General features: G+C 63.1%; 22 protein-coding genes. 12 read left to right on the top strand and 10 right to left on the bottom strand.

Going from position 1 to position 24106, the window contains the following annotated elements; all coding sequences use genetic code 11:
- Window positions 1-22 precede the first annotated feature (22 nt).
- Window positions 23-679, top strand: a complete 657-nt coding sequence (locus GN300_RS03710; protein WP_007733534.1) for a TetR/AcrR family transcriptional regulator — start codon at window positions 23-25, stop codon at window positions 677-679.
- Window positions 676-1302, top strand: a complete 627-nt coding sequence (locus tag GN300_RS03705; protein WP_030535343.1) for a TetR/AcrR family transcriptional regulator — start codon at window positions 676-678, stop codon at window positions 1300-1302. Before GN300_RS03710 ends, GN300_RS03705 begins: the two co-directional genes overlap by 4 nt.
- 4 nt (window positions 1303-1306) lie before the next feature.
- Here GN300_RS03705 and GN300_RS03700 read toward each other — a convergent pair whose 3' ends face one another.
- A complete protein-coding gene (locus GN300_RS03700; protein WP_047271188.1) occupies window positions 1307-2485 on the bottom strand; it encodes an acyl-CoA dehydrogenase family protein in 1179 nt (392 codons plus the stop codon).
- Between the two features lie 187 nt (window positions 2486-2672).
- Here GN300_RS03700 and GN300_RS29875 point away from each other — a divergent pair, with 187 nt between their 5' ends.
- Window positions 2673-4394, top strand: a complete 1722-nt coding sequence (locus tag GN300_RS29875) for an FUSC family protein (protein WP_063316054.1) — start codon at window positions 2673-2675, stop codon at window positions 4392-4394.
- Here the strand turns inward: GN300_RS29875 and GN300_RS03690 are convergent.
- Entirely contained in the window at window positions 4370-5332 is a 963-nt protein-coding gene (locus tag GN300_RS03690; RefSeq protein ID WP_063315898.1) for a sigma-70 family RNA polymerase sigma factor, read from the bottom strand. The genes GN300_RS29875 and GN300_RS03690 overlap by 25 nt on opposite strands.
- A gap of 277 nt (window positions 5333-5609) precedes the next feature.
- On the opposite strand from GN300_RS03690, the gene GN300_RS03685 reads away from it, so the two are divergent.
- Genes GN300_RS03685 through GN300_RS03660 form a run of 6 tightly spaced genes read left to right on the top strand, consistent with a single transcriptional unit; the run spans window position 5610 to window position 11979 of the window.
- Window positions 5610-6689 (top strand): ABC transporter substrate-binding protein, encoded by a 1080-nt coding sequence (locus GN300_RS03685; protein ID WP_007733528.1) that lies wholly within the window; start codon window positions 5610-5612, stop codon window positions 6687-6689.
- On the top strand, window positions 6686-7507 hold the full coding sequence (locus GN300_RS03680; RefSeq protein ID WP_063315899.1) for an ABC transporter ATP-binding protein: 822 nt from the start codon (window positions 6686-6688) through the stop codon (window positions 7505-7507). The genes GN300_RS03685 and GN300_RS03680 overlap by 4 nt, the downstream gene beginning before the upstream one ends.
- Window positions 7500-8372 (top strand): ABC transporter permease, encoded by an 873-nt coding sequence (locus GN300_RS03675; protein WP_007733521.1) that lies wholly within the window; start codon window positions 7500-7502, stop codon window positions 8370-8372. The genes GN300_RS03680 and GN300_RS03675 overlap by 8 nt, the downstream gene beginning before the upstream one ends.
- 31 nt (window positions 8373-8403) lie before the next feature.
- Window positions 8404-9750, top strand: a complete 1347-nt coding sequence (locus tag GN300_RS03670; RefSeq protein ID WP_007733520.1) for an LLM class flavin-dependent oxidoreductase — start codon at window positions 8404-8406, stop codon at window positions 9748-9750.
- The gene (locus GN300_RS03665) at window positions 9747-10979 is read left to right on the top strand and encodes an MFS transporter (protein ID WP_063315900.1); all 1233 of its coding nucleotides are present in this window, start codon (window positions 9747-9749) and stop codon (window positions 10977-10979) included. Before GN300_RS03670 ends, GN300_RS03665 begins: the two co-directional genes overlap by 4 nt.
- Before the next feature lie 13 nt (window positions 10980-10992).
- Complete coding sequence (locus GN300_RS03660) at window positions 10993-11979, top strand: LLM class F420-dependent oxidoreductase (RefSeq protein WP_063315901.1); 987 nt, start codon at window positions 10993-10995, stop codon at window positions 11977-11979.
- A gap of 9 nt (window positions 11980-11988) precedes the next feature.
- Here GN300_RS03660 and GN300_RS03655 read toward each other — a convergent pair whose 3' ends face one another.
- The 5 genes from GN300_RS03655 to GN300_RS03635 all read right to left on the bottom strand — a co-directional run bounded on the left by GN300_RS03655 (window position 11989) and on the right by GN300_RS03635 (window position 19012).
- Window positions 11989-12651 (bottom strand): DUF3239 domain-containing protein, encoded by a 663-nt coding sequence (locus GN300_RS03655; protein WP_007733514.1) that lies wholly within the window; start codon window positions 12649-12651, stop codon window positions 11989-11991.
- 74 nt (window positions 12652-12725) lie between these two features.
- Window positions 12726-14804 carry a hypothetical protein gene (locus tag GN300_RS03650; RefSeq protein ID WP_063315902.1) on the bottom strand — a complete coding sequence of 693 codons (2079 nt, stop codon included), beginning with the start codon at window positions 14802-14804 and terminating at the stop codon, window positions 12726-12728.
- A gap of 102 nt (window positions 14805-14906) precedes the next feature.
- On the bottom strand, window positions 14907-16565 hold the full coding sequence (locus GN300_RS03645) for a DNA repair helicase XPB (protein ID WP_003940219.1): 1659 nt from the start codon (window positions 16563-16565) through the stop codon (window positions 14907-14909).
- A gap of 180 nt (window positions 16566-16745) precedes the next feature.
- Window positions 16746-17822 (bottom strand): alcohol dehydrogenase catalytic domain-containing protein, encoded by a 1077-nt coding sequence (locus GN300_RS03640; RefSeq protein ID WP_058037815.1) that lies wholly within the window; start codon window positions 17820-17822, stop codon window positions 16746-16748.
- Entirely contained in the window at window positions 17819-19012 is a 1194-nt protein-coding gene (locus GN300_RS03635; protein WP_063316055.1) for an LLM class flavin-dependent oxidoreductase, read from the bottom strand. Before GN300_RS03635 ends, GN300_RS03640 begins: the two co-directional genes overlap by 4 nt.
- 215 nt (window positions 19013-19227) lie before the next feature.
- On the opposite strand from GN300_RS03635, the gene GN300_RS03630 reads away from it, so the two are divergent.
- Window positions 19228-19539 carry a hypothetical protein gene (locus GN300_RS03630; RefSeq protein WP_003939736.1) on the top strand — a complete coding sequence of 104 codons (312 nt, stop codon included), beginning with the start codon at window positions 19228-19230 and terminating at the stop codon, window positions 19537-19539.
- Window positions 19540-19593: 54 nt separating this feature from the next.
- Window positions 19594-20244, top strand: a complete 651-nt coding sequence (locus tag GN300_RS03625; RefSeq protein WP_003940633.1) for a TetR/AcrR family transcriptional regulator — start codon at window positions 19594-19596, stop codon at window positions 20242-20244.
- Window positions 20245-20668: 424 nt separating this feature from the next.
- Here the strand turns inward: GN300_RS03625 and GN300_RS29660 are convergent, their stop codons facing one another.
- Window positions 20669-20794, bottom strand: coding sequence for a hypothetical protein (locus GN300_RS29660; protein WP_007733507.1), 126 nt, complete (start codon window positions 20792-20794; stop codon window positions 20669-20671).
- A gap of 87 nt (window positions 20795-20881) precedes the next feature.
- Entirely contained in the window at window positions 20882-23206 is a 2325-nt protein-coding gene (locus GN300_RS03620) for a helicase-associated domain-containing protein (protein ID WP_030535357.1), read from the bottom strand.
- 60 nt (window positions 23207-23266) lie between these two features.
- Here GN300_RS03620 and GN300_RS03615 point away from each other — a divergent pair, with 60 nt between their 5' ends.
- On the top strand, window positions 23267-23455 hold the full coding sequence (locus GN300_RS03615) for a hypothetical protein (protein WP_063315903.1): 189 nt from the start codon (window positions 23267-23269) through the stop codon (window positions 23453-23455).
- A gap of 83 nt (window positions 23456-23538) precedes the next feature.
- Here the strand turns inward: GN300_RS03615 and GN300_RS03610 are convergent, their stop codons facing one another.
- Entirely contained in the window at window positions 23539-24102 is a 564-nt protein-coding gene (locus GN300_RS03610; RefSeq protein ID WP_003939675.1) for a transglycosylase family protein, read from the bottom strand.
- Window positions 24103-24106: the final 4 nt, after the last annotated feature.

Genomic DNA, 24106 nt, shown 5'->3' with positions numbered 1-24106 from the left:
CGGTCAGTGAGAACATGGGGACATGACGGATACCGAGGCTCGGCGCACCGGCCCGCGCAGGTGGCGTGGGCAGGAACCGGAAGATCGCCGCGCCGCGCGCCGGACACAGCTGATCGAAGCCGGGTTGCAGATCATGGGTACCGAGGGAGCGGCCGCCGCGACCATGCGTGCGACCTGCCGCGAGGCCGCGCTGACCGAACGGTACTTCTACGAGAGCTTCGCCAACCGTGACGAACTGCTGGTCGCCGTGCTCGACGAGGTCGTTCTCGGTGCGCGTGACACTATTCTGGACGCTCTCGAGGCGGCGCCTTCCGAACCGTCGGCCCTGATCCGCCACGTGGTGAAGGCCTTCACCAACTACGTATTCAAAGATCCTCGACGTGGACGCATCATGTTCGTCGAATCCCAGGCGGAACCTGCGCTGTGGGATCGAGGGCGAGAATTGATGGCGGAGTTCACGAATCCGATTTCCGCGTCGCTCGAGCTGATGTACGGCGGCGAGGCAACCGACTCCGCGAACTCCGAACTCAATTCGGTGGGGCTGTTCGGTGCCCTCGCGTTCATCTATCAGGCGCACACCCCGTCCTCCAAGATCTCTCGAAAGCGTTTGGTGGAGCACATTTCGCTCATGGTCGAGGCGCAGGCGACGGTCAACAGCACGCCCGCGAGAAAAGAATGACGTCCGCGTCGGCCACAGGCGGAAGGCGTCTCGGTCCCGAAGACCGGCGTGAGCAGATCATTGTCAGCGCGGCAAAGGTTTTCGAGGAGAAGTCTTTTGCCGACGTCTCGATGACCGAGTTGGCCAAGGCGGCTGGGGTCGGACGTCCGCTGCTCAATCATTACTTCGGCTCCAAGCGGGAGTTGTATCTCGACGTCGTGCGGCGGTTCGTCTTCATTCCCGAAGTGGCGGTGGACCGCATTCCGCGATCGGCGAGCCAGGAGAAGCGGATCGGCGCCGTGATCGATCGGTGGCTCGACGTCGCCTGGCGTCATCGCGACATGTGGATCTCGACAGTCATGTCCGACGACCTCCGCCGTGATCCCGAGATGGATCGGATCCTGCAGGATGCTGACGACGTTGCTGCGCGACGCATGATGGATGCGCTCGAGATTCGACCGAGTGAAGGCAGCGAGGCTGCTGTTCATTCGATGATCGTGGCGTACGGAGGCTTGGCGAAGGCTGCCAGTAAGCAGTGGTTGGTGACGGGAGCGCTCGACCGCGAACAGGTGCACCTTCTGCTGGTACGCAGTTTGCTCGCCATCGTGCGTGACGTTCTGCCGGCGTGCGAGGCGGATTCCTGATTGCTCAGAGTGATCTCGCCACGAGGTCCTTCATGACTTCGTTCGATCCGGCGTAGATTCGCTGAATACGAGCGTCGGCATACATCTGAGCGATGGGATATTCGAGTATGTAGCCGTACCCGCCGTGTAGTTGCACGCAGCGGTCGATCACGGCGCACTGCTGATCGGTGAGCCAGTACTTGGCCATCGCGGCGGTAGTCGCATCGAGCTGCCCGGCAAGGTATTTGACGATGCAGTCGTCGATGAACGTTCGTGAGATACGAGCGATGGACGCGCACTCGGCAAGTTCGAAGCGCGTGTTCTGCAGATCGAAGAGCTTTTGCCCGAACATGTTTCGGGATTTGGTGTACTCGACGGTGAGGGCGACTGCACGCTCCATTGCCGCAGTGGCTGCAACTCCGCAGATCAATCGTTCGGGCAGTAGCTGCTGCATCAGCTGGGCAAACCCTGTGCCTTCGCGGTCCCCGAGCAGGTTTGTTGCAGGCACCCGCAAGCGGTCGAAGAACAGCTCGGTGGTGTCCTGGCCCTTCTGTCCGACCTTCTCGAGTATTCGCCCGCGCTCGAAACCCGGTGTGTTGTCATCGACCTCGGCCACGATGAGCGACACTCCACGCGCTCCGAGGCTGGGATCGGTCTTGGCGGCAATGATCACCAGATCACAATTGCGACCGTTGGAGATGAAGGTCTTTGCGCCGCTGATCAGATAGTCGTCACCGTCGCGGACGGCTCGGGTGGTGATGTTCTGCAAGTCGGATCCGGTGCCGGGCTCGGTCATGGCGATTGCGCCCACCCACTCGCCACTCACCAGCTTCGGTAGCCAGCGCAGTTTGTGCTCGTGATCGGCGTAGGCATTGAGGTAGTGCGGCACGATTCCCGAGTGCACGCCGAGTTGGAGTGAATGATCACCCGCCATGACCTGCTCGTGGAACAGCACGGCGTCGTGCGCGAAAGTTCCTCCTCCGCCGCCGTACTCGGTGGGGATCGACATGCCGGCGAGCCCGAGCGCCCCGAGTTCTCGATATGCGGATTTGTCGGGAAAACCTTGGGACGCGAAGCGTTTCTGATGCGGTGTGACGTGTTTGGCGAAGAAGTTCCTTGCCAGGTCGGCCACGGCCTCCAATTCGTCGTCCATCCACGGGGACCGTCGTTCTGCGGTCCGGGTTGCGGTAGATCCTTGCGTCATCGTGATTCTCCCGATCGATGAAGTGCGACCCGCGAGCGGATCCGACTCCACCTATCATCCACACTGTTGACATAGTGTCAATAAAGGGGTGGTCGAATCGACCTCCGGACCCGCCTCGAATTCCACGTCGGCCGCCCGCAAGAATGGGAGGACACAGACACGAACAGGCCGGCGCGAAGGATGGGCAGTGGACCCCGAAGAAACATCAGCGGGTCACGAGTCCAACCTCCCGGCTCCGCGGCCGGCGCGCAGCGTCCTGTTCGGATTGCCGCCGGTGGGAAACAGGTACCCCGGAGCGGTTCGCGTCGCCCTAGCCCTGGCGATTCCGGCGGCCATCGCCACACTGCTCGGATCCGGGTCTGCTTCGCTCCTGGTCGGCCTCGGTGCATTTGCATCGATCTACGGTGAGGGTCGTCCGTACCGGAGCAGGTGGAAGGCAGTCGGTATCGCTGCGACGGCGCTGACGATCCTGTCCTTCGTCGGGGCATCGGTGGGTGAGCCCGTCCACCGAGCCATCGCTGAGGGAGCGCCGACGGTGCTGCTGGTCTTTGTCGTGCTGATCATGGCCGTCGTGGTGTCGACCTGCGCCTTCACCGTCGACGCGCTTCGATTGGGTCCACCGGGCGCGTTCTTTCTGTTGCTCACCACCGAGATCAGTTCCGTGATCGCCACTCCCGGTCAGCCGCCGGTCGAGGTCGCGATGTGGACGGCAATCGGTGGGATCAGCGCGGTGGTCGTCTCGATGACGGGAATCCTGTGGGCACCGAGAGCTGTCGAACGCAGCGCTGTACAGGCAGCCGTCTCGGCCGTTGCGGAGTACACGGACGCTCAGGCGAGGTACGCCCCACCCGAACTCACGCGAGACAAACGCCACGCTGCAGCACTTCGGCTGCACGACGCGTGGCAGTGCCTTTACCGCGGCGCAATCGTCGGGAAAGACCACCCGTTGACCCGTGAACTCGAACGAGCGCAGATCTCGATGGCCAGAGCGATCTCCGACGACCACGATCCGGAGCTCATGGCGGACCCCGCGTTCGACGTCGACGAGGTCGGGGCCCACCCGCCTCTGCCCGACCCGACGATCCGATATCGGTTCCTCCGCGCCTGCAATCCGTCCAGCCGAGCGTCGGTGACGGCACTTCGGCTGTCCATTGCCTGTATGGCGGCGGGAACCCTCACCGTCCTGCTCGGCATCGATCGCCCGGACTGGGCGGTGATCGCCGCGGCGATGGTCCTTCATCAAGGACCGGATCGAATACTGGGCACCTATCGCGGAATCCACCGCATCGGTGGGACCGTCCTCGGGTTGATTCTGTTGGGTGCCATCTACTCCTGGAGTCCGACCGGTCTGTGGTTGGTGGCGGTACTTGCAGTCCTGATGGCGGGGATCGAGCTGTTCCTGGTGCGGAATTACGGGATAGCCGTCATCTTCATCACCGCCCTCGCGATTCTCCTCGGCGCGGCCGGTGGTGCGCACGGGACCGTCCGACATCTGATCCTCAGCCGCATGCTCGAGACGGCAATCGGCGTCGTCGTGGCGTTGGTGGTCCTGTGGACGGTGGGGCGCGGTGCGCATCGACGCACTCTGATCTGGGTCGACGAGCGGGCGGGTAGCGTCCTGTTCAAGCTGCTGACCGAAATTCGCGCGAGGCACTATGCACCACAGGCGAATTGGTCGGAGCTTTCGGAGCTTCGTCGGGACCTGGACTTCGAACTGCGAGGTAGCGCGATGGCCGGGATCGACGCCGCCCACAACGAACCCGAGTGGGCGTCGCAGCAGTGGAGGACGCACACCGAATTGCATCATCTGGGATCGGATGTACTGCACCGACTGTGGTTCGGCACGCAGGTGTCCAGATCACACCTCGAGGAATGGGAGTCTCGCTACTTGCGTTCGGGTTCGGTGTGATCGAGCATCGGCACAGCGCTGAACTTGGCTGGATTCGCAATGTCGTAGGCTGCGCACACAACTCCGTCGCGGACAGTGAAGCCGGCAACGCGAGCGGCGAACTGCGGGTACTGGTCGTCCCCCGGTGAGCCGGCGAATACACCGCCGAGCTGTCCGTTGACGAGAACCGGTGACATCGAGAACACCGCTGCCGGTCCGTACTTGCGGGCCAATCCCAGATAGAACCGCGCGACACGATCGCTGCCGCGCACAATGTTGACAGCCGTGCGGGTAGTTCCGCCTGCGTCACCGATCAGGACGGCATCGGGATCGAGTGCACCTATCACGGCGTTCAGATCTCCACTCGCGATAGCCGTCACCAATCGCTCGACGGCAGCAGCATGCTCCTCGCTACTGACCGGGACCGGCGCCGACGCTGCGGCTTTACGGGCCCGCGAGGCCAACTGACGGGCAGTGGCTACTTCGATGTCGAGGATGCGCGCAACCTCGGCGAAGGGCACGTCGAAGCCGTCATGCAGGACGAAGGCAACGCGTTGAGCGGGAGTAAGGGTGTCCAGGACGACGAGGGCAGCAAGACGATTCTGTTCCTGCGTCACGACGTACTCCAGCGGATCGGGTGTCGCTGAGGGTGTGCCCGAGGTGGCGTCGACGGGCGTGACGATCGGCTCCGGAAGCCACTGTCCGACATAGCTTTCTCTTCTGACCGCGGCCGATTTGAGATGATCGAGGCAGATCCGACCGACAACAGTGGTGAGCCATCCGCGCAGCTCGCGGATCTCGAGGTCGCTTCCTTGTCTCGATTGTGCGACTTGCAAGCGTATCCATGCCTCCTGCACCGCATCCTGAGCGTCGCTGAAACTTCCGGTGAGACGGTAGGCCACCGACGTCAGGTGGCCACGGTGTTGCTCGAAGTCCTGCGCAGTCGTCGGCGAAAGCATGCCCTCATGATACGGACCTCACACATTAAATCCGGCATGAATGTAACCGTTGACCCAGGTAGTGGGTGCCGACGTATGGTTTCGGCACTGCTCACGGCTCGATCCTGTCTGCACATTCATTGGAGTCTCACGTGTTTCGGTCTTTCCCGCTCATGTCGCTCAACTGTTGTCGTTGAACTGACATTCCCCACACCTGCCTGTGCCGAGCGCCGCACACGGCGCTCCGGACAGGTGTAGCCGAGAACTGAACCAATCATCTTCTACAGGAAGCAACTTCATGATTCGCCCTCGTTTCGCGCGCTCGGTAGCCGCGGTCGTCGCTCTTGTCACTCTGTCCAGTTTTGCCGTTGCCTGCTCGGGCTCCTCCGACGAAGTGGTCAAGACCGCCGACGGCAAGACCGTCCTGCGGTACGAGGGCAGCACCGGACAGGTCATCTACCCCGAACTGGCCGCTGACCTCGGCTACTTCAACGACGTGGAGCTCAACTGGATCGGCGATACGACCAGCGGCCCTCAGAGCATTCAGAACGCAGCGACCGGTCAAACCGAGTTCGGCGGAGCGTTCAACGGGGCGGTGGTGAAGTTGGCTTCCGCGGGTTCACCGATCACCTCGGTCATCGGGTACTACGGCTCCGACAAGGAGAGCTTCAACGGGTACTACGTTCTCGACGACAGTCCGATCAAATCGGCGAAGGACCTGATCGGCAAGAAGGTCGGGATGAACACCCTCGGTGCGCACCACGAGTTCGTCGTGCGTGAATGGCTTGCGCGGGAGGGGCTTACACCGGACGAGATCAAGCAGGTGGAACTGATCGTGGTTCCGCCGGTCAACACGGAACAAGCTTTGCGGCAGGGACAGATCGACGTCGCCACCCTCGGCTCGGTCTTCCGTGACTCCGCGCTCGAACGTGGTGGCCTTCGCGAGCTGTTCACGGACGAATCGTTGTTCGGCTCGTTCACCTACGGCACGTTGGTGTTCCGTGACGACTACATCGCGCAGAACAAGGAGGCGGTCGCCGATTTCGTGCAGGGAACAGCGAGGGCCATCCGCTGGACGCAGACACACCCACGAGAAGAAGTGGTCGCGAAGCTGACGTCGATCATCAACAGCCGCGGACGCAACGAGGACACCAAGCTCATCAGCTACTGGAAGAGCCCAGGAGTCGCCGGCCCCGGCGGAACGATCACCGATACCGAGATCAGCACGTGGATCGACTGGCTCACCCGTAACGGCGAACTCGAAGAAGGAAAGTTGAAGCCGTCGGACATCTACACCAACGAATTCAACCCGTACGCCAACGGAACGTATTCACCCGACAGCGGCGCTGACGGACAGGCACTGGAGGCAGCAAAATGAGCACAGAACCGAAACTACGGCTCGAGCACGTCACCAAACAGTTCGACATTCGTGGGACCGACGAAGTTTTCACCGCGGTCGAGGACATCAACATCGACGTGGCGCCGGGGGAGTTCCTGGTCCTCGTCGGGCCGAGTGGTTGCGGCAAGTCGACTCTGCTGGACCTCCTCGGAGGACTCAGTTCGCCCACTTCCGGTCGAATCCTTCTGGACGGCAAGCAGATCACGGGCCCAGGCTTGGATCGGGGAATCGTCTTCCAGCAATACGCGCTACTTCCATGGCGAACTGCACGTCACAACATCGAGTTCGGACTCGAAGCGAAGGGCGTGAAGAAGAACGAGCGACGCGAGCTCGCCGAGCATTACCTCGAACTGGTCGGTCTGCAAGGTTTCGCGGATCGCTATCCGCACGAGTTGTCCGGTGGAATGAAGCAGCGAGTCGCGATCGCCCGCAGCCTGGCATTCGACCCCGAAGTGTTGCTGATGGACGAACCATTTGCTGCGCTGGACGCACAGACGCGAGAGTCGCTGCAGGACGAGCTTCTGCGCATCTGGAAGGCCACCGGCAAGACCATCTTGTTCATCACCCACGGAATCGACGAGGCCATCTACCTCGGGCAACGTGTTGCAGTACTGACTTCGCGGCCGGGGCGAGTCAAGACGATCGTCGACATCGACATCGACCGGTCCGGCGACGACGTGCGATCAGGTGAGGAGTTCCGAGTGTTCCGGCACCGGATCTGGACGCTGCTGCACGGTGAAGTCGAGCGCGCTCGGGCCGGCGAACTCGATCCTGCCAAGGAGGTTGCACATGTCTAGCGCATTGGCGACGCCGGAGGTGGTCGCCACCCCGAAACCGTTGGCCGACAAAACACCTGACATTGCGCAGCGGAGCCAGGCCGGCGGCAAGGCGGCGCGCTACATTCGTTCCACCGCCTGGCGGATTGCCAAGCCGTCGATTGCGATCGCGATCTTCCTCGGGATCTGGGAAGCGGCACCTCGGCTCGGGCTGGTGGACAAGGTCTTCCTCCCGCCCTTCACCGAAGTTGTGTCCGCATTCTTCACTCTCGCCGAGAACGGACAATTGCAAGAGCATGTTTCGGCCAGTCTGACGCGTGCGCTGACCGGATTCTTCGTGGCCATCGCGATCGCGATTCCGTTGGGAATCGCGATCGCCTGGTACCGCCCGGTCTCCGACTTCCTCAACCCGATTCTCGAATTGTTCCGCAACACAGCAGCCTTGGCTCTGCTTCCCGTCTTCGTGCTGATTCTCGGAATCGGTGAGGAATCGAAGATCGCCCTGGTGATCTACGCCTGCACCTTCCCGATTCTGCTCAACACGATCTCCGGTGTGCGAACAGTGGACCCCCTGCTGATCAAGTCCGCTGCCTCGCTGGGGTTCTCCTCGATTCGGCTGTTCCAGAAGGTGGTTCTGCCCGCCGCTGTTCCCACGATCTTCACGGGTATCCGCATGGCAGCCGCGTCGTCGATTCTCGTGCTGATCGCCGCCGAAATGGTCGGGGCCAAAGCCGGTCTCGGGTATCTGATCACCGCTTCACAACTCAACTTCCAGATCCCGAACATGTACGCGGGCATCGTCGCGATCTCGTTGTTGGGTCTGACAATCAACGCGATTCTGGTCCTGATCGAACGTCGGCTCTCGCGCTGGCGCGTCACCACCTGACCACACATTCACGGAAAGATTCTGCGAACTCATGTCCGAACGACAATTTCATCTGAACGCCTTCCTGATGGGCGTCGGCCATCATGAGGCGGCGTGGCGCCACCCACGCACAAATGCGGCCAACCTCCTGGACGTCAAGCACTTCCAGGAATTGGGGAGAATCGCCGAGCGTGGAAAGCTGGACTCGGTGTTCTTCGCCGACGGTCTAGCAGTCGGCCCGCGGGTCAAGTACAACACCCAGGCGATCTTCGAACCCGTCACCTTGCTGTCGGCGATCGCGGCGGCCACCGACAAGGTGGGGCTGATTGCAACCGCGTCGACCAGTTACAGCGATCCATACACTCTCGCAAGGAAGTTCGCTTCCCTCGATCACATCAGTGGCGGACGAGGCGGGTGGAACATCGTGACGTCGGCCGGCGCCGACGAGGCCGCGAACTTCGGCCTCGATGCGGTACCGACGCACAGCGGTCGTTACGAGCGCGCCGAGGAGTTTCTCGACGTGACGCTCGGACTCTGGGACAGCTGGGAAGAGGGGGCAGTTGTCCTGGACGAAGAGACCGGAATCTTCGCCGATCCTGATCGTGTCCATCGCATCGACCATGACGGTCAACGATTCACGGTGGCTGGCCCGCTCAATTCGCCGAGGTCTCCACAGGGACGTCCGTTGCTCGTGCAAGCCGGTTCCTCCGAGAGCGGTAAGGACTTCGCGGCGAAGTATGCCGAGGCCGTGTTCACCGCTCAACGAACACTCGAGCAGGGGCAGGATTTCTACACCGACCTCAAAGCGCGGCTGATCAAGTACGGGCGTAGTCCCGACGAGATCAAGGTGCTGCCAGGCATCGTTCCCTTCATCGCGGATACGGAAGAAGAAGCCAAGGCACTGGAGCAGTCGTTCACGGATCTCATCTCACCTGAGTACTCGCTGCGCCAACTCTCGAACATGGTGGGCGTCGACCTCACCGAGCATTCGCTGGATGCCCCGTTGCCTCCGTTGCCGGACATCGATCGCATCCAAGGAAACAAGAGTCGATACCAGCTCGTCAAAGACCTTGCGGAGAGCGAAAACCTCACCGTCCGTGAACTGATCGGCAAACTCGGCGGTGGCCGTGGGCATCGGACATTTGCCGGGACACCGGAGCAGGTCGCGGACGAGTTGACCGAATGGTTCGACAAGGGCGCCGCGGACGGCTTCAACATCATGCCGCCCTATCTGCCCGGAGGGCTCGAGGTGTTCGTCGACCGGGTCGTGCCGATTCTGCAGGCGCGTGGGCTCTTCCGGACCGAATACACGGAATCCACCCTGCGGGGTCACTACGGCCTCGATCGTCCGGCGAATCGGTTCTCGCGGGCCGCTGACGCGGCAGAAGTGAGCGCGTGACGGAAACACTGCCCAAGGAACAGCCGGCGATTGCCGGTCTCAAGCCACTGGTCACAACGGTTTTCGTACCGGCGGCCATCTTCGGGATCGGTCAGGGTGCGGCTGCCCCCATCATGGCCGTCACCGCGCGCGACCTGGGTGCCTCGGTTGCCGTCGCCGGCCTGATCGTTGCACTCGGTGGTTTGGGCGCCGTACTCGGTGACCTCCCCGCCGGCAGGATCGTGTCGCGTTTCGGTGAGCGCAGGTCGATCATCGGCGGAAGTTCCTTGGGTGCAACAGGAGTGGTGATCTGTCTCCTTGCACAGACTCCGTGGATGCTCGGTATCGGCGCACTGTTGACCGGATTGGCGAATGCGGTGTGGGGCCTTGCGCGGCAGAGCTACCTCGCCGAGACCGTGCCACTCGGTCTACGGGCCCGAGCAATGTCGTCGTTCGCTGCGATGTGGCGGTTGGGTTTCTTCCTGGGACCGCTCATCGGGGCCGGCGTGATTCTCCTGGTGGGAGCGCGCGGAGGATTCCTTGTCCAGTTGGTGGGCGTCGTGCTCGCCGGGGCGCTGATGGCCCGCGTTCCCGACCCGCCACGAAAGGTGCAGGCAGGCAACGGCGATCACGGACACGTCACGCTCCCGGAGATCCTTCGCCGTCATCGTGCCGCTCTGTCGACGCTCGGGACAGGCTCCCTTCTGATGGGCGCCGCCCGCGCTTCGCGTGAGGCCGTTCTTCCATTGTGGGCATTGCACCTCGGATTGGATGCAGCCCAGGTGAGTGTGATCTTCGGTATCGGTGCGGCCGTGGACTTGCTGTGCTCGTACCCGGCCGGACACATCATGGACCGATACGGCCGCAGGCTGGTCGCGGTGCCTTCGCTGACGGTGATCGGTGTGTCGTACCTACTGTTGCCGTTCTCGACGGGTGCAGTGGGATTGACCGTGGTCGCTGTCGTGATGGGGATCGGCAACGGGCTGGGCAACGGCGTGATCATGACCCTCGGTGCCGATATCGCCCCGCCCGAAGAACGCGCCGAGTTCCTCGCTGCATGGCGATTGACTCACGACACCGGCATGTTCGGTGGGCCGCTCGCGATCGGTCTACTCGCCGCGGTGCTCCCACTCGGGTGGGCATTCGCCGCTCTGGGCGCGACGTCGTTCGCCGGCGCGGCGATGATGTTCCGCTTCATTCCGGTCTACTCTCCGCGGGTGTCACCCCGGTCGCGCGTCGGGAAACTGTAGGTAGGCTCGCTACATGCGATTCGGACTGTTCGTACCTCAAGGCTGGCGTCTGGACCTGGTCGGCATCGACCCCGCGAAGCAGTGGGAGGTGATGCGAGACTTCACGCTGCGCGCGGAGGCAGGGCCGTGGGAGTCGGTGTGGGTCTACGACCACTTCCACACCGTTCCCCAGCCGACGGAAGAAGCGACTCACGAGGCGTGGACGTTGATGGCCGCACTCGGTGCGTCGACCTCGCGTATCCGACTGGGCCAGATGTGTACCGCCATGAGTTACCGAAACCCGGCGTACCTCGCCAAGGTCGCCGCGACCACCGATCTCATCACGGGTGGACGCGTCGAGATGGGCATCGGCGGCGGTTGGTACGAGCAGGAGTGGCGTGCGTACGGCTACGGTTTCCCCTCTGCCGGTGAGCGTCTGGGCCGCCTCGACGAAGGAATCCAGATCATGCAGCAGGCGTGGTCGACCGGCAGTTCGACGCTCGACGGCAAGTACTACCAGGTCGACGGAGCGCTGTGCCGTCCACTTCCGTTGCAAGAGGGCGGAATTCCCATCTGGGTTGCCGGTGGCGGCGAGAAGGTCACACTCAAGATCGCGGCCAAGTACGCGCAGTACACGAACTTCGACGGCACCCCGGCCGGCTTCGCGCACAAGTCCGAAATCCTGAAGAAGCACTGCGACACCGTCGGTAGCGATTTCGACGCCATCGTCCGTTCGGCCAACTACAACGTGGCCATCGGCGCGACGGAATCCGAGGTGGCTCAGCGGTTGGAGACACTGAAGGCCCGACTGACGCCGTTGGTCGGCGAAGCTGCCGCCGATGCGTCGCTCGATGCGTTCCGCGGAATGCCTGCCGTGGGTACGCCCGAGCAGATCATCGAGAACCTGTCGGCGCTCGCGGCGCAGGGACTCGAGTACGGAATCTTCTACTTCCCCGAGGCCGCGTACGACACGTCGGGAATCGAGATGTTCGAGAAGGAAGTGCTGCCCGCGCTCGCGTAACCGTTGGGGCTAGCGCAGCGAGTCAGGAAGATCGGCCGGGTTGATCAGAACCCGGCGATCGGGGTGGGTGCGAACTTCTTCGGAATCGGGAATCCGGCTCTGCAGGAAGTTCCACTCGCTCGCACTGACAGCAGCGATCGCGCGTGCCAGCACTGCCGAGTCCTTGGTCCCCCACTCGATCGGCATGGGACTGACCATCTGCCACGTGTCAGCCTTGCTGCGGGTGGAACGATCCGAACGCAGTGCGACCGACGGAATGCGGTCGCCGACTCGCCACTTCGGATTGAGTCGAACGTTGCGGCTGACGAGCGCGTACTGCGGTGCTCCGGCCGCAGGCTTCGCGATGTCGATCAATGCCGTCAAGGTCGCCGCTCGAGGGTGAACCTCGGTGACGATCGCGGGAACCAGTGGGTTGTCCGCATACAGAGATTCGACGCTTCCCACCTTGCGAGGTGCCCACACGGCAACCCACAGGGAACTGGCCGCACCGATGGCGAGGACTGCGCCGATGATGATGGACCACACCTCGCCCATGCTGATCAACCAGGCCCCGACCGCGGCGAGGACGATCGCGAAGATCACCGCAGAAATCTGCAGGCGGCGTACATCGGCCAGTGTGTCGTTGACCGACTTGGCATGAGCCTTGTCGACGGTGAACTGGAAGTCAGCCACGAAAAATTCCTTCGGGTGGTGCCGGACGATCTAGGACCGGCCCCCGATCGCCCGGGGACCGTCCACCAGCGTAGCTAGTTTCGCGCGCGCTCCCACATCTGCAGGTAAGCCTCGGCGCCGCGGCTCATGTCCTCGATGATGGTGTCGCCGTCGGCTCCCGCAGCGATGCGCATGTCCGCGATCCAGTCGGGAATCATCCCGTACTGCGCCACGCCGTCGGTGTTCACGTCGAAAACCCGGGTGCCGGCGCGCTGCTGGTCCATGACCGTGCCGTCGAAGGCGGTGTACGGATATTGCAGCGGATTTTCTGCGGCGTCGCCGCGCGGTGCGGCCTGCGGCCCGAAGCCGTTGGTGTCGGCGCCGTAGCCGAAACCGAAGTAGTAGTTCTCGCTTCGCATCGCCCGTGCGTCCCGCCACTGGTCGATGAACCCACGCTCTTCGGGCTTTTCGTCCGATGCGTCGAGTTGTCCGGCGTACAGGGCGACAAATCCGCCGAGTGCGTAGATCCGCTTGTACAGGCTCGGGTCGCTCCAGCTGTGACTGGAAACGACGCCGGAGTAGTTCGCAGCTTCGAGAATATCGAGAGCCGCTTCGGCGGTCTTGACGCTCATGTGATCGATGTCCACGATCATCCCTCGGTCCATCAAACCTCGGATCGTGTACGCGCCGAGGTCGGTCAGGCCGTGCGAATTGCATTGCGGACCAGAGGGGTACACCGGAAGCGTCACTCCGGGTGGGAGTACCGCGAGAAGATTCTGTGCGCCGTCGACCTTGGTGGGCAGCACATTGTCCTCGGCAACGCCGGTGCATGGTTCCGACTGCCAGAACTCCCCGGTGCCCAGGTAGTTGCCGATGTTGACGGCCACTCCGGTGACGCCGCCGTCGAAACGGGCACCGCCGAGGGCGTTGTCGAACTTGTGCGTGACGATCATCTGCCGGACACCGAGGTCGTACAACTCGTCCAGGCCGCGGTCGATGTCGTCCTCGGTGCACTGCGGAATACCGTTGCGCACAGAGCAACCGAAGGGTTCGGACACCTCCACCCCGAGGGTGACGGCCAGCTTTCCGTCGGCGGCCACCTGCCTGGCCTGTTCAGGGGAGCTCACGATGCGGAACCAACCCCGGCCGGGACCGCCGTACTGGGCGTCGATGTAGTCCTGGAGTTCGCGTGTCTGCTGCGCCTGGATCCGGACGGTCTCCATCTCGTCACAGGGATTTCGTTTACTCGGATACAGCTCGCACAGGACACGGTTGGCGACAAAGAGGTTGGTGAAGATTCGCAGACCGCCACGCCAGGCCCGCTCGACCCACTTGTAGTACGTCTGCTCGTGTGTCAGTGAATCGTGCGCCGGCCAGTCGGTGAAACTCGGCCAGCCGGTGGTGTCGTGAGTTTCGAAGGGATTGCCGTACGACAGAACGTTTTCGAGGAGCGCCGGTATCCCGTCGGGTTGATGGTCCGGGCAGTCGACGAGCGCTGCGGTGACGCCCTGAGGATCGAAAGGTCGGCCGCAGTGCAAGTTTCCGCCCATGAACTCGGAAGCATTCATGTGCACGTGTGTGTCGATGAATCCGGTGACTTCACCGTTCGGTCCGATTTCTCCCGGAACGCCGTTTGCGCCCAACTCCGCTTCGGGGAAGTCGGCGCAGCCGTCGCGCGGGATCAGCGTGAACGCAGAGTCGGGAACGTCACCGGGATCGGACATCGTGAGCATCAAATCTCGCGAGATCAGTTGTCGGCCGTTCGAGGTCGCTGTCAGAACGAAGGACTCGCCAGTGGACATCACGGTCCAGTCGGTGGACGGAGTTGCTTCGGAAGTGGCGAGCACCGAGTCTGCGCCGTCGTGCGAGAGCATCGACCCGTCCGGGCCGTACAGCATGAATCGACCCAACTGGGCCGCATGTAGTCGGAACGGTTCGGCGTCTGCGGCTTTCGTTACGTCGGTGAGGTACGCCGACCCGTCACGACGGACGAAATCGCCGGACTCCGTACGAAGTGCGAAGCAACCGTTCGCAAGTGCGTACACCGAGTTCTGCGTGGTGGGAGCAGGACTCGGAGCGGCCGCACTGACGCCGGTCGCGGCGACGACGACGGCGGCAGTCAGCAGCGAAATGGTCCCGGCGAGCCGACCCCGTAGACGTGGAACTGAGCGCATGGTGCAGGTGACCCCCGGCCGATGGACACGACTGTGACAGGGGACACTCTACAGATAACTGGACGTATGTCCATTTGATTCTGCAACGTGTTGCAGAAATGCTCAGCCGATTGCAGGTCCGAGCAGGTCATCGGCGTCGGTGATCCGGTAGGCGTAGCCCTGTTCGGCGAGGAATCGCTGACGATGTGCCGCATACTCCGCATCGAGAGTGTCGCGCGAGACCACCGAATAGAAGTGAGCCTGACCGCCGTCGTGCTTGGGTCGCAGTAGGCGTCCGAGTCGCTGCGCTTCTTCCTGTCTCGACCCGAAGGTTCCCGAAACCTGCACGGCGACAGACGCCTCCGGAAGGTCGATCGAGAAGTTCGCGACCTTACTCACCACCAGCGTCTGGATCTCACCGTTACGGAACTGATCGAAGAGGATCTCGCGTTCCTTGTTCTTGGTGGATCCCTTGATCACCGGGGCGTTCAGGGCTTCGCCGAGTTCGTCGAGCTGATCGAGATACGCACCGATCACCAAAGTCGGAGAATCGGGGTGCTTGGCCAGGATCGACTTCACGACCGCAATTTTCGTGTGAGCCGTCGAGCACAGTTTGTAGCGCTCCTCCGGTTCGGCGACGGCATAGGACATGCGCTCGGCGTCCGTCATCGTCACTCGCACCTCGACGCAGTCGGCCGGCGCGATCCAGCCCTGCGCTTCGATGTCCTTCCACGGAGCGTCGTAGCGCTTGGGGCCGATGAGCGAGAAGACGTCGCCTTCGCGGCCGTCCTCACGAACCAGCGTTGCGGTCAGGCCGAGACGGCGGCGCGACTGCAGATCTGCCGTCATCCGGAAGACGGGCGCGGGCAGCAAGTGGACCTCGTCGTAGATCACCAGTCCCCAGTCGCGGGAGTCGAAAAGTTCGAGGTGCTTGTACTCGCCCTTCGTGCGACGTGTGATCACCTGGTAGGTCGCGATCGTGACCGGCCGAATCTCCTTGCGCTCGCCGGAGTATTCGCCGATTTCTTCCTCGGTCAACGATGTACGCGCGATCAACTCACGCTTCCACTGACGACCGGCAACGGTATTGGTGACGAGGATGAGGGTGGTGGCCTTGGCCTTTGCCATCGCTGCGGCGCCCACCATCGTCTTGCCGGCGCCACACGGCAGCACGACGACGCCCGAGCCGCCGGCCCAGAACGAATCCGCTGCCATCTGCTGGTAGTCGCGCAGTTCCCAGTGGCCCTCTTCGAAAGCGAGATCGATCGGGTGCGCTTCGCCGTCCACGTAGCCGGCGAGGTCCTCGGCCGGCCAGCCCACCTTGAGCAGCATCTGCTTGAGGCGGCCGCGTTCGCTCGGGTGGACGATCACGGTGTCGTCGTCGACCTTCTCACCGAGCATCGGCGAGATCTTCTTGTGTCGCATCACCTCGGTGAGGACTGCGCGGTCGAGGCTGACCAGGATGAGGCCGTGCACCGGGCTCTTGACCAGCTGTAAGCGTCCGTACCTGGCCATCGTGTCGACGATGTCGACCAGCAGCGGTTGTGGAACCGCGAATCGTGAGTACGACACGAGCGCGTCGACAACCTGCTCGGCGTCGTGTCCGGCGGCGCGGGCATTCCACAAGGCCAGGGGAGTGATGCGATACGTGTGGACGTGTTCGGGGGCCCGTTCGAGTTCCGCGAAGGGGGCGATTGCCTGCCTGGCATCGCCGGCGCGCTCGTGGTCGACCTCCAACAGCAGCGTCTTGTCGGATTGGACGATCAACGGTCCGTCGGTCACGGAATCCTCCTAGTGAAGCAAACGCGGCAGCCACAGAGCGTTGCGCCGCGTTGTCGGCTGACGCCAACCCTGCCATTGTCCTGGTATCGGGGCGCAGACGCCAACAGGCGACGCTCGCACAGCCCGAAGTAGAGGTGCCCGAGTGCGAGCACCCCTACGTCAACAGGGCAGGATCGACCGCTATTCCGGGAGGCCCGCGGGTAGTACGAGGATCTTCACGTGTTCGTCGGGTGCGCGCAGAGCTGCGAAAGCGTCCGAGACTCCATCCAGACCGACCCTGCCGGTGATGATCGCTTCGGCGTCGATCTCGCCGTCGGTGAGCCTCTGCAGGGTGATGTCGTAGGCATTCTCGTAAGGACCGTGACCGAAGTTGATCGAGATCCTCCGGAACTGCCCGACGACGGGAATGATCGTCTCGTCGCCGAACGGCGCAGCCAGAACCTGAATCCGCGAGTTGAACGGCAGAGTGTGCATCAGTTCTCCGATGACTCCCGCCCGACCGCTGCATTCGTAGGCGATCAGAACTCCGTTCGCGGCCTGGCCGACAAGCTGGTTGCCTTCGGCGATCATTCGATTCCACAGTTCGATCGGATCCTGCTCGGCCGGATCGACAACGATGTCCGCGCCCATCTTCGCGGCGAGCTCGCGTCGTTTGGGGGAGGGCTCCGACGCGATGACGATCTGCGCTCCGCGCGCTTTCGCGGCGACGATGGCGCCCAGTCCGATCGTTCCGCAACCGATGACGAGCGCCGAATCGGCCGAGGTGAGGCCGGACTGTTGGAGATGCATCTCGCCGACGTGGAGAGGTTCGGCAAGTGTGGCGTGCTCGAGTGACAGGTGGTCGGGAACTTTGCGGACCCAGAACGCGTCGACGACTATGTGATCGCCGAACGCGCCGTGGTACTCGTTCGAGTAGCCGATGATCGTCGGGATCCCGGTAGCGGTGTCGGTGGCCAAGCCGATGCCGGCCACCCGATCGCCGATCGCGAAATCGTCTACTGCAGAACCGGTCTCGGAGACGATACCCGCGTATTCGTGCCCCAGCACCACTGGCGCGTCCGGATCGAAGGTGGCGAGCGGGTAGCCCCCGTCGTGCGCGACCTCGACGAATCGGCACGGGTCCTTCGACATGCTCAGGTCGCTGCCGCAGATCCCGCAGGCGACGACGTCGATGCGGATCTGATGGGGTGCCAACGGCGGCGGGTCGGCGATCTCGGTGACCGCGAATTCTCCCTGCTGGAAACGGACGGCCCTCATGCGCGCACGGCTCCCGTCTCGGCCGGCCGGCCGTAGTAGTCGGTATGGGCTTTGGTGATCGCTCCGACCAGCCCGCCGATCAGGTATTCGCGATTGTCCTCGGCGAACTGCATGCTCGCCTGACGCCCGACATTTCGCTTCCGGAAGTGCGGGACCACCTCGGAGGCGAACAATTCGTAGCTGCGTTTGGTGTCCTCCCAGCTCGCCATGTCGACGTGAAGGATCAAGAACGTGCCGAACCCTCCCGTCTTCTCGATCAGACGCTCGATCTGTGCGATCGCATCTTCGGGGGTACCGATGATCGCCTGACCGAACTCGCCGAGCGTGTCGTTTCGCCACTGATCGATGATTCCGGCAGGTGTATCTGCCCAGGCCGGGTTCTGGCCGGTCTGTCGATTCACGTAAGAAGCCATCGATCCGATCCGCCGGCTCACGGCGCGCTCGGCCTCGGCTCGGGTCTCGGCGATGAACATCGGAGTGACCACACGCCACGTCGCTCGGTCGGCGTGGTGGCCGTGCTCGGCCGAGACCTTCTCGTACACATCCCAGTTGCGATCCAGTGCGTCGAAGCCGCTGGGTGAACTCGCCGCGAGTGAGAGCAGGGAGAGGCCGTTCTTGCCGGCGAGCACCGAACCGTTGGGGGAAATCGTCGACGCTGTCACGGTCTCGATGCCGTCCGCACGGTAGGTGGGCAGTTGCGCACGTGCGTCACGCAACGTGAACCAGTCGGTTTCCATGTTGACGACCTCGCCGCGAAGCAACGCGAGAATGGCCTCGAGCGCTTCGCCCTGGCGACGACGCTGGTCCGACGGGTTGATGCCCATCATGTGCGCATCGAGGGGGATCTTGCCCGGGCCGGTGCCGAAGATGAGTCGTCCGCGCGTCTGCAGATCGAGCTGAGTGATGCGGTCGGCCGTGATCAACGGGTGGTGATAGGGCAGAGACGTCACGCCTGTGCCGAACTGGATGCGCTCGGTTCGCTCTGCGGCGGCCGCGATGAACATGTCCGGGGCAGGCACGATCTCGGCGCCGGTCGAATGATGCTCACCCATCCACGCTTCTTCGAATCCGAGGTGGTCCAGGTGTGTCATGAGGTCGATATCGCGTCTGAGTTGCAGGGCGGGATCGGCGTCGAGCGGATGGTACGGGGCGAGGAAGGCTCCGAAGCGGATGGACGATGCGGACCACACGATGACAACTCCTGTCGACAGGGGAGTGATTTGGATCACTCGCTCTGATCGAGATGTCTAACATGGATCAACTGATCCAATAAGTTGAGCCTCCCGCACAGTGGGAGATTTGTAATCACCTGTAGTTCAACGTTATCTGGTGCAATGACGTCGGATATCGTTGTTGCGAGTCGATCGACTGAACCAAGTACTTTCCGAAGGAGTATTGAAGAGGTATGCAACTGGACGTCACAATCACCCCCGACTCCTCGACCGTCGAACTGAACAGTGTCGACGACTTCACCAGTCTCTCGGTCGTCGTTGGCGGCGACGATCGATCCGAGACTCTGAGTCGGGTACTGGAACCGTGGGGGGAACTCGAGGGGGATCACGTCTGGCTCGACATCGGCCACTTGGAGCAAGCCGTCGCTGCCCGGATCGGAAACACCGAGTGGAGACAGAAGTTCTCCGCGATGGTGGACTACGCACGCGCCCACGGCTGGGTGGATCGCGACAACAGGGTGCGAGCACACCGTGAATCACTCTGACTCCGCGTTCGCCACGGTTGAGACGTTTGTCGATCCCGTGCGAAGCTCGTTCGTATGACCGACTCCCGGCAGAACCGTCAAGGCGACGCGACGCGTCTGCGTTTGCTCAAAACTGCTGAAAGGCTTTTCGCGACAGAGGGATTGGATGCAGTTTCGCTGCGCTCGGTCAACGCCGCGGCCGGTCTCGGGCCGTCATCGGTCCACTACCATTTCGGAACCAAGGACGATCTGGTCGCAGCGGTGCTGTTGGACATGGGAACGTCGGTGCGAGATCAGATCAGCGCGAACGTCGACGCCCTCTCCGCCGACAAGACGCCGCCGACGGTCGAGGCGCTGGTACGGGCCGTCACTGCGCCCTACAAGGCATTGCTCCTTCGCCATCGCACGCGGGGAATGCGATGGATCAGAATCGTCACGCAGATCTCGCAGCCGCAGATGTCACGACCGGGCCATCCAGCCCTCGAGGCGACCGAGCTGCACCTGCGTGAACATCTTCTCGACCAGGTCCGTCGTACTTTTCCTGCTACCGATCCCGAACGGCTCGAGACTCGCTGGGCGATTGCCTTGATGGGCTTCCTCCAGGCGTTGAGCCGGGCGGACGATTGGAGCGGAAGTGGCAAGCCGCTCGCGCCGGAGCGGCTTGCCGACTTCTACGAGGACCAGGTCGTCTTTCTGGTGGGTGGTGTGCGGCAGTTATTGGGGTGAGCGCCTAATCGATGCGTCTCCTATTTCTGCGCGACCACTGACTTCCGCATTTCCATTACATGAGTAATAGCTTCGGAAATTCCGGACCGGTAACCGATATTCTTTTCGGAATCACCCGGAGTGGAATCAAGCTCCGATTCGAGTCTCGTTTGAATGCGGTCCAGGGTATGGATTGTTCTTTTCACGATGGTTGATTCTCTTTCTGCGGTAAATCCGATAGAAGTATTCCGGATTGCCGAGCGTGTTCGTCGAGGACGCAGAGTGAAGCGAGGGTCATGCCCGCTGCGTACCCTCGCGAGCGTGCGTCAGTTCCTCGATTACGTGACTTGAACAGGTTGAACGTTTCGTGCAGGTGCACGAGGGTGTCGGTGGAGGCAGGCATTGGTCAGCTTCGCAATCAGCTCGTCTTCTCTGGACTTTGCTGTCAGCTCCGCTTCCGCTTACGGATGAACTCGGAAGACTCCGCAGTTTTCGCCCGCTTCTCCGCGCGGCGTTCCTTGATCGACTGGGCGGGTTTCTTCATGTTCTTACCCGGCGCCTTGTCAGCCATTGTCGCTCCTCATTTTTCGAAGTGGCAATCACAAACTGACCTCGACCATACTTCATTTACAGAAAAAAGCCAGTTGCTTCTTTTTTGCTACTTTTTTCCGGAGTCGACGGGGCTGACGGAAGTAATTCGGTGCAACGTGAAACGGCGAACCGCGCCGCTCGCGGGGTCGAAGGCGTCCAGCTGTCCGCCGCCAACGCTGACGGGGTCGACGATGCGATGCGTCGCGACCCCCTGGGCGTCGACGTAGCCGATGTTGACGCTCGAATTGTCTCGGGCCGCCGTGGCCAGCAAGGCGATGGTGGCGGCGTTGTTCTCCCGTGAACCGTCCGTTCGCACTCCGCCGCGGCCGGGGGCGGAAGCACGGTCTCCGGCCCGCATCGTGCGGACCAACGACGCCAGCTGATCCGCCGACGGGCTCGCCGGCATCCTCGACGCCGGTCGGCTGCGACGGTTGGGTACACGTGCCCCACGTGGGCGGAGATCGACCAACGTGCCCGAGGAGTCCTCACCTGCCGGCGCGAATCCGGCGGCTCGCAGCTCGGTCAGGACTTCGCGGAGAGGGGCCTGCGAAATCGCGACGGTGGGAGCCAAGGCGCGCAGTGCCAACGGCTCGGCCACTGCGGATGCGAGGACCTCCGCCAGCAGTGACGCGTCCTCACATCGAATGAACGACGCCGCCACTCCGGCACGCAGTCGTCCGTGTCGACGGGCGACATCGTCGATCAAATACGAAAGTGATTGGGGGACAGGAGTCTTCGATTTCGAAGCGAACATCGCATGCAGTTCGGTGGCCGTCAGACCGGCGTCGAGCGCACGACGCACGCTGTCCTCGCTGATGCGGTACATGGACGCCGATCCGGCCGACTCGATGTCTGCGACCAGGCTCACCTGCTCGAGCAGGTCCGGTACCAGCGGGCCGGGCGCAACCAGAGTCAGATCCGCCTGGACCAGGATGTAGTCGATGGGCTCGGGTAGCGCGGACTGCATTTCGGCTTCGGCGTCCCCGCCGTGCAGCAAGGCTCGTCCAGGTGACGACAACGCGCCGCGGGCCACCAGCCCGAGAGCAGCGGCCTCGTCCAGAGTCCGCTCGATCGCGAACGTCCGCAGGCGCCCGCTCCATCGCGGGCGTCGCCACGCCAGCAGCCGACTTACCTCGACGGCCGACGCGGTCTGGCCGCTGTCGAGTTCGGAGAGCAGCCCCAGAATGGCCTGACGATCTCGCGGAGCCGCCGGAGCGCGGCCCTCCTCGGACAACGCCGCGATCGGCTTGTCGGTGGAATCGCGCAGCCCGATCATCCACGGGACTCGAGGTACGTCGACCCAGGCGGACGCCAGGACCTCCCACCGTCGCGCTGTGGATGCGTTCAGCCAGCCGTCGACCGCAAGCGTGGGCGTCCAGTATTCGTCCGCGTTGTCCGAGACCGGCGCCGGGTCTGGTGTTCCACTGGCGATGAGTCCGGCTGCCGAGAGCAACTCGACAAGTAGGCTCACGCGCGCTTCGTCGAGATCGGCCGTCTTGGCCACGCGTCGTAGTTCTCGAACACCGAGCCCACCGGCTCGCAGTGCGGGGGCCGGCGCTGCGCCCAGAACAGCGATCACGTTCTCGCATTGGCGTACCAACTCGAGCGCCTCGCCGGCTGCTGCGGCGTTCACGTCCGCCGGCTTGAGTTTGTCGCCCCCGATGACAGGTGCGGTCAGCGTCGTCGGATCGAAAACCGGCTCGCCGCGGATGACTTGACGAACCGTCGCCGGAAGCTCGACGGTCTGCTCGTCGAGCCACCGCAGCAGGCCGGCCGCCAGCAGTCGTTGAACCGGGCGCTCAGGCGGCGTTCCGGGGGCAGCGTCGCGGGTGCGACCGATCGGGCTGGAGTTGGCGAGTGTCTCGAGGAGATCCCGCTCGCGGGTGTCCAGAGCGTTGAGCGCAGCCGAGATCTCGGTCTCGGTCATCGCCTCGGCAGGTTCGAGGGCGCGCCCCACACGCCACGGAATCATCCCGATGACTGCCGGGACGACGCTGATGGGATCGACACCCCAGATGAGGGCGGACGCGCGCATCTTCGACAGAGACTTGTCGACGGCCTTCTTGGTGACCTTGCCCTTGCCGGTCAGGGCGCGTTCGGCGATCGCACTGTTGAGCTCCGCCCGCGTCATCGGAGTTTCCTCGGCGCCGGCCAGTGCCAACAATTCGAGAAGACCGAAATCGAGGGTGTCGAGTTCGTCCGCGGCTCGGCTGACCGACGCGCGTTGCTGTGCCCGACCGCTGAGAACCACCATCGTGCTCGGCGGCGGTACGGCCAGATCGGGGCGCAGACGCAGCAACTCCGTCAACTCGGCGTCACTGCGCGCCGAGAGCCAATCGGTCAGACTTTCGGCTGCGGAACTGCCCGCCGGGGTGCCACGTGTTTCGGTCATCAGGTATCAGATTAGAGACCTGGTCTGTACGGCGTAACGGCGTCCTGTCAAAATGACTTCGTGGCCAACAATTCGAAGCAACACTATGTAGATCCAGGATGGCCGGAAACTGCAGACGGAGATCACGCAGTGACCGAATTGTCATCGACCCGCGCAGGTGGACTTTCACCCTTCGGCGAGGACACCACCTTTCCGGTTCCGGTGGAGTCACTTCCTTACCTACACCCGCACACCGTCATCAACCGATAACAACTCGACACGAAGAAGGCCCGCACCGAATCGGTGCGGGCCTTCTTGATGTTCGAGCGTCCGAGCGGACAGTCTTGCCGGTGTTACTTGAGGAACGACTTCGCGGTGTCGGCGACTGCGAGGATCTGCGGGTCGACCGGGATACCGTTGGCCTCGGCGAATGCGATTGCCTGATCGATGGCGTCGGCGACCGGGTGTGCAACGGTCTGTGCGACCTGCTGCGCCGGAGCCGGAGCTGCCTGAGGAGCCGTCGTGGCCGGAGCGGAACGCTCGGTGGCGCCGCTGCTCAGCCCGAGGCTGGAGGAGCAGGACGGCCATGCGCCCCAACCCTGGTTTGCGAGAACACGCTCGGCAACAACGATCTGCTGCTCGCGAGTGGCCTGGTTTGCGGTGGCTGCGTACTGTCCGCCGCCGTGTGCGTTCCACGTGCTGGGGGAGAACTGCAGTCCGCCCTGGTAACCGTTGCCTGTGTTGATGGCCCAGTTTCCGCCGGCCTCACACTGGGCGAGACGATCCCAGTCGGAGTCGGGGGCAGCGTTTGCGGTTCCGGTGGCTGCAATTCCTGCTACGCCCATGATGGCGCCGGTGACGGCGACCTTGGCGACAGTGCGGCCGGTGGTGGTGGGCTTGCGATGGCGTCCGCTCATGATG

Source organism: Rhodococcus sp. Ni2 (assembly GCF_021352185.1).
GTDB classification, from domain to species: Bacteria; Actinomycetota; Actinomycetes; order Mycobacteriales; family Mycobacteriaceae; genus Rhodococcus_F; species Rhodococcus_F qingshengii.
Note: the sequence above shows the minus strand (reverse complement) of the source record. Positions and strands in the feature narration are given on the sequence as shown.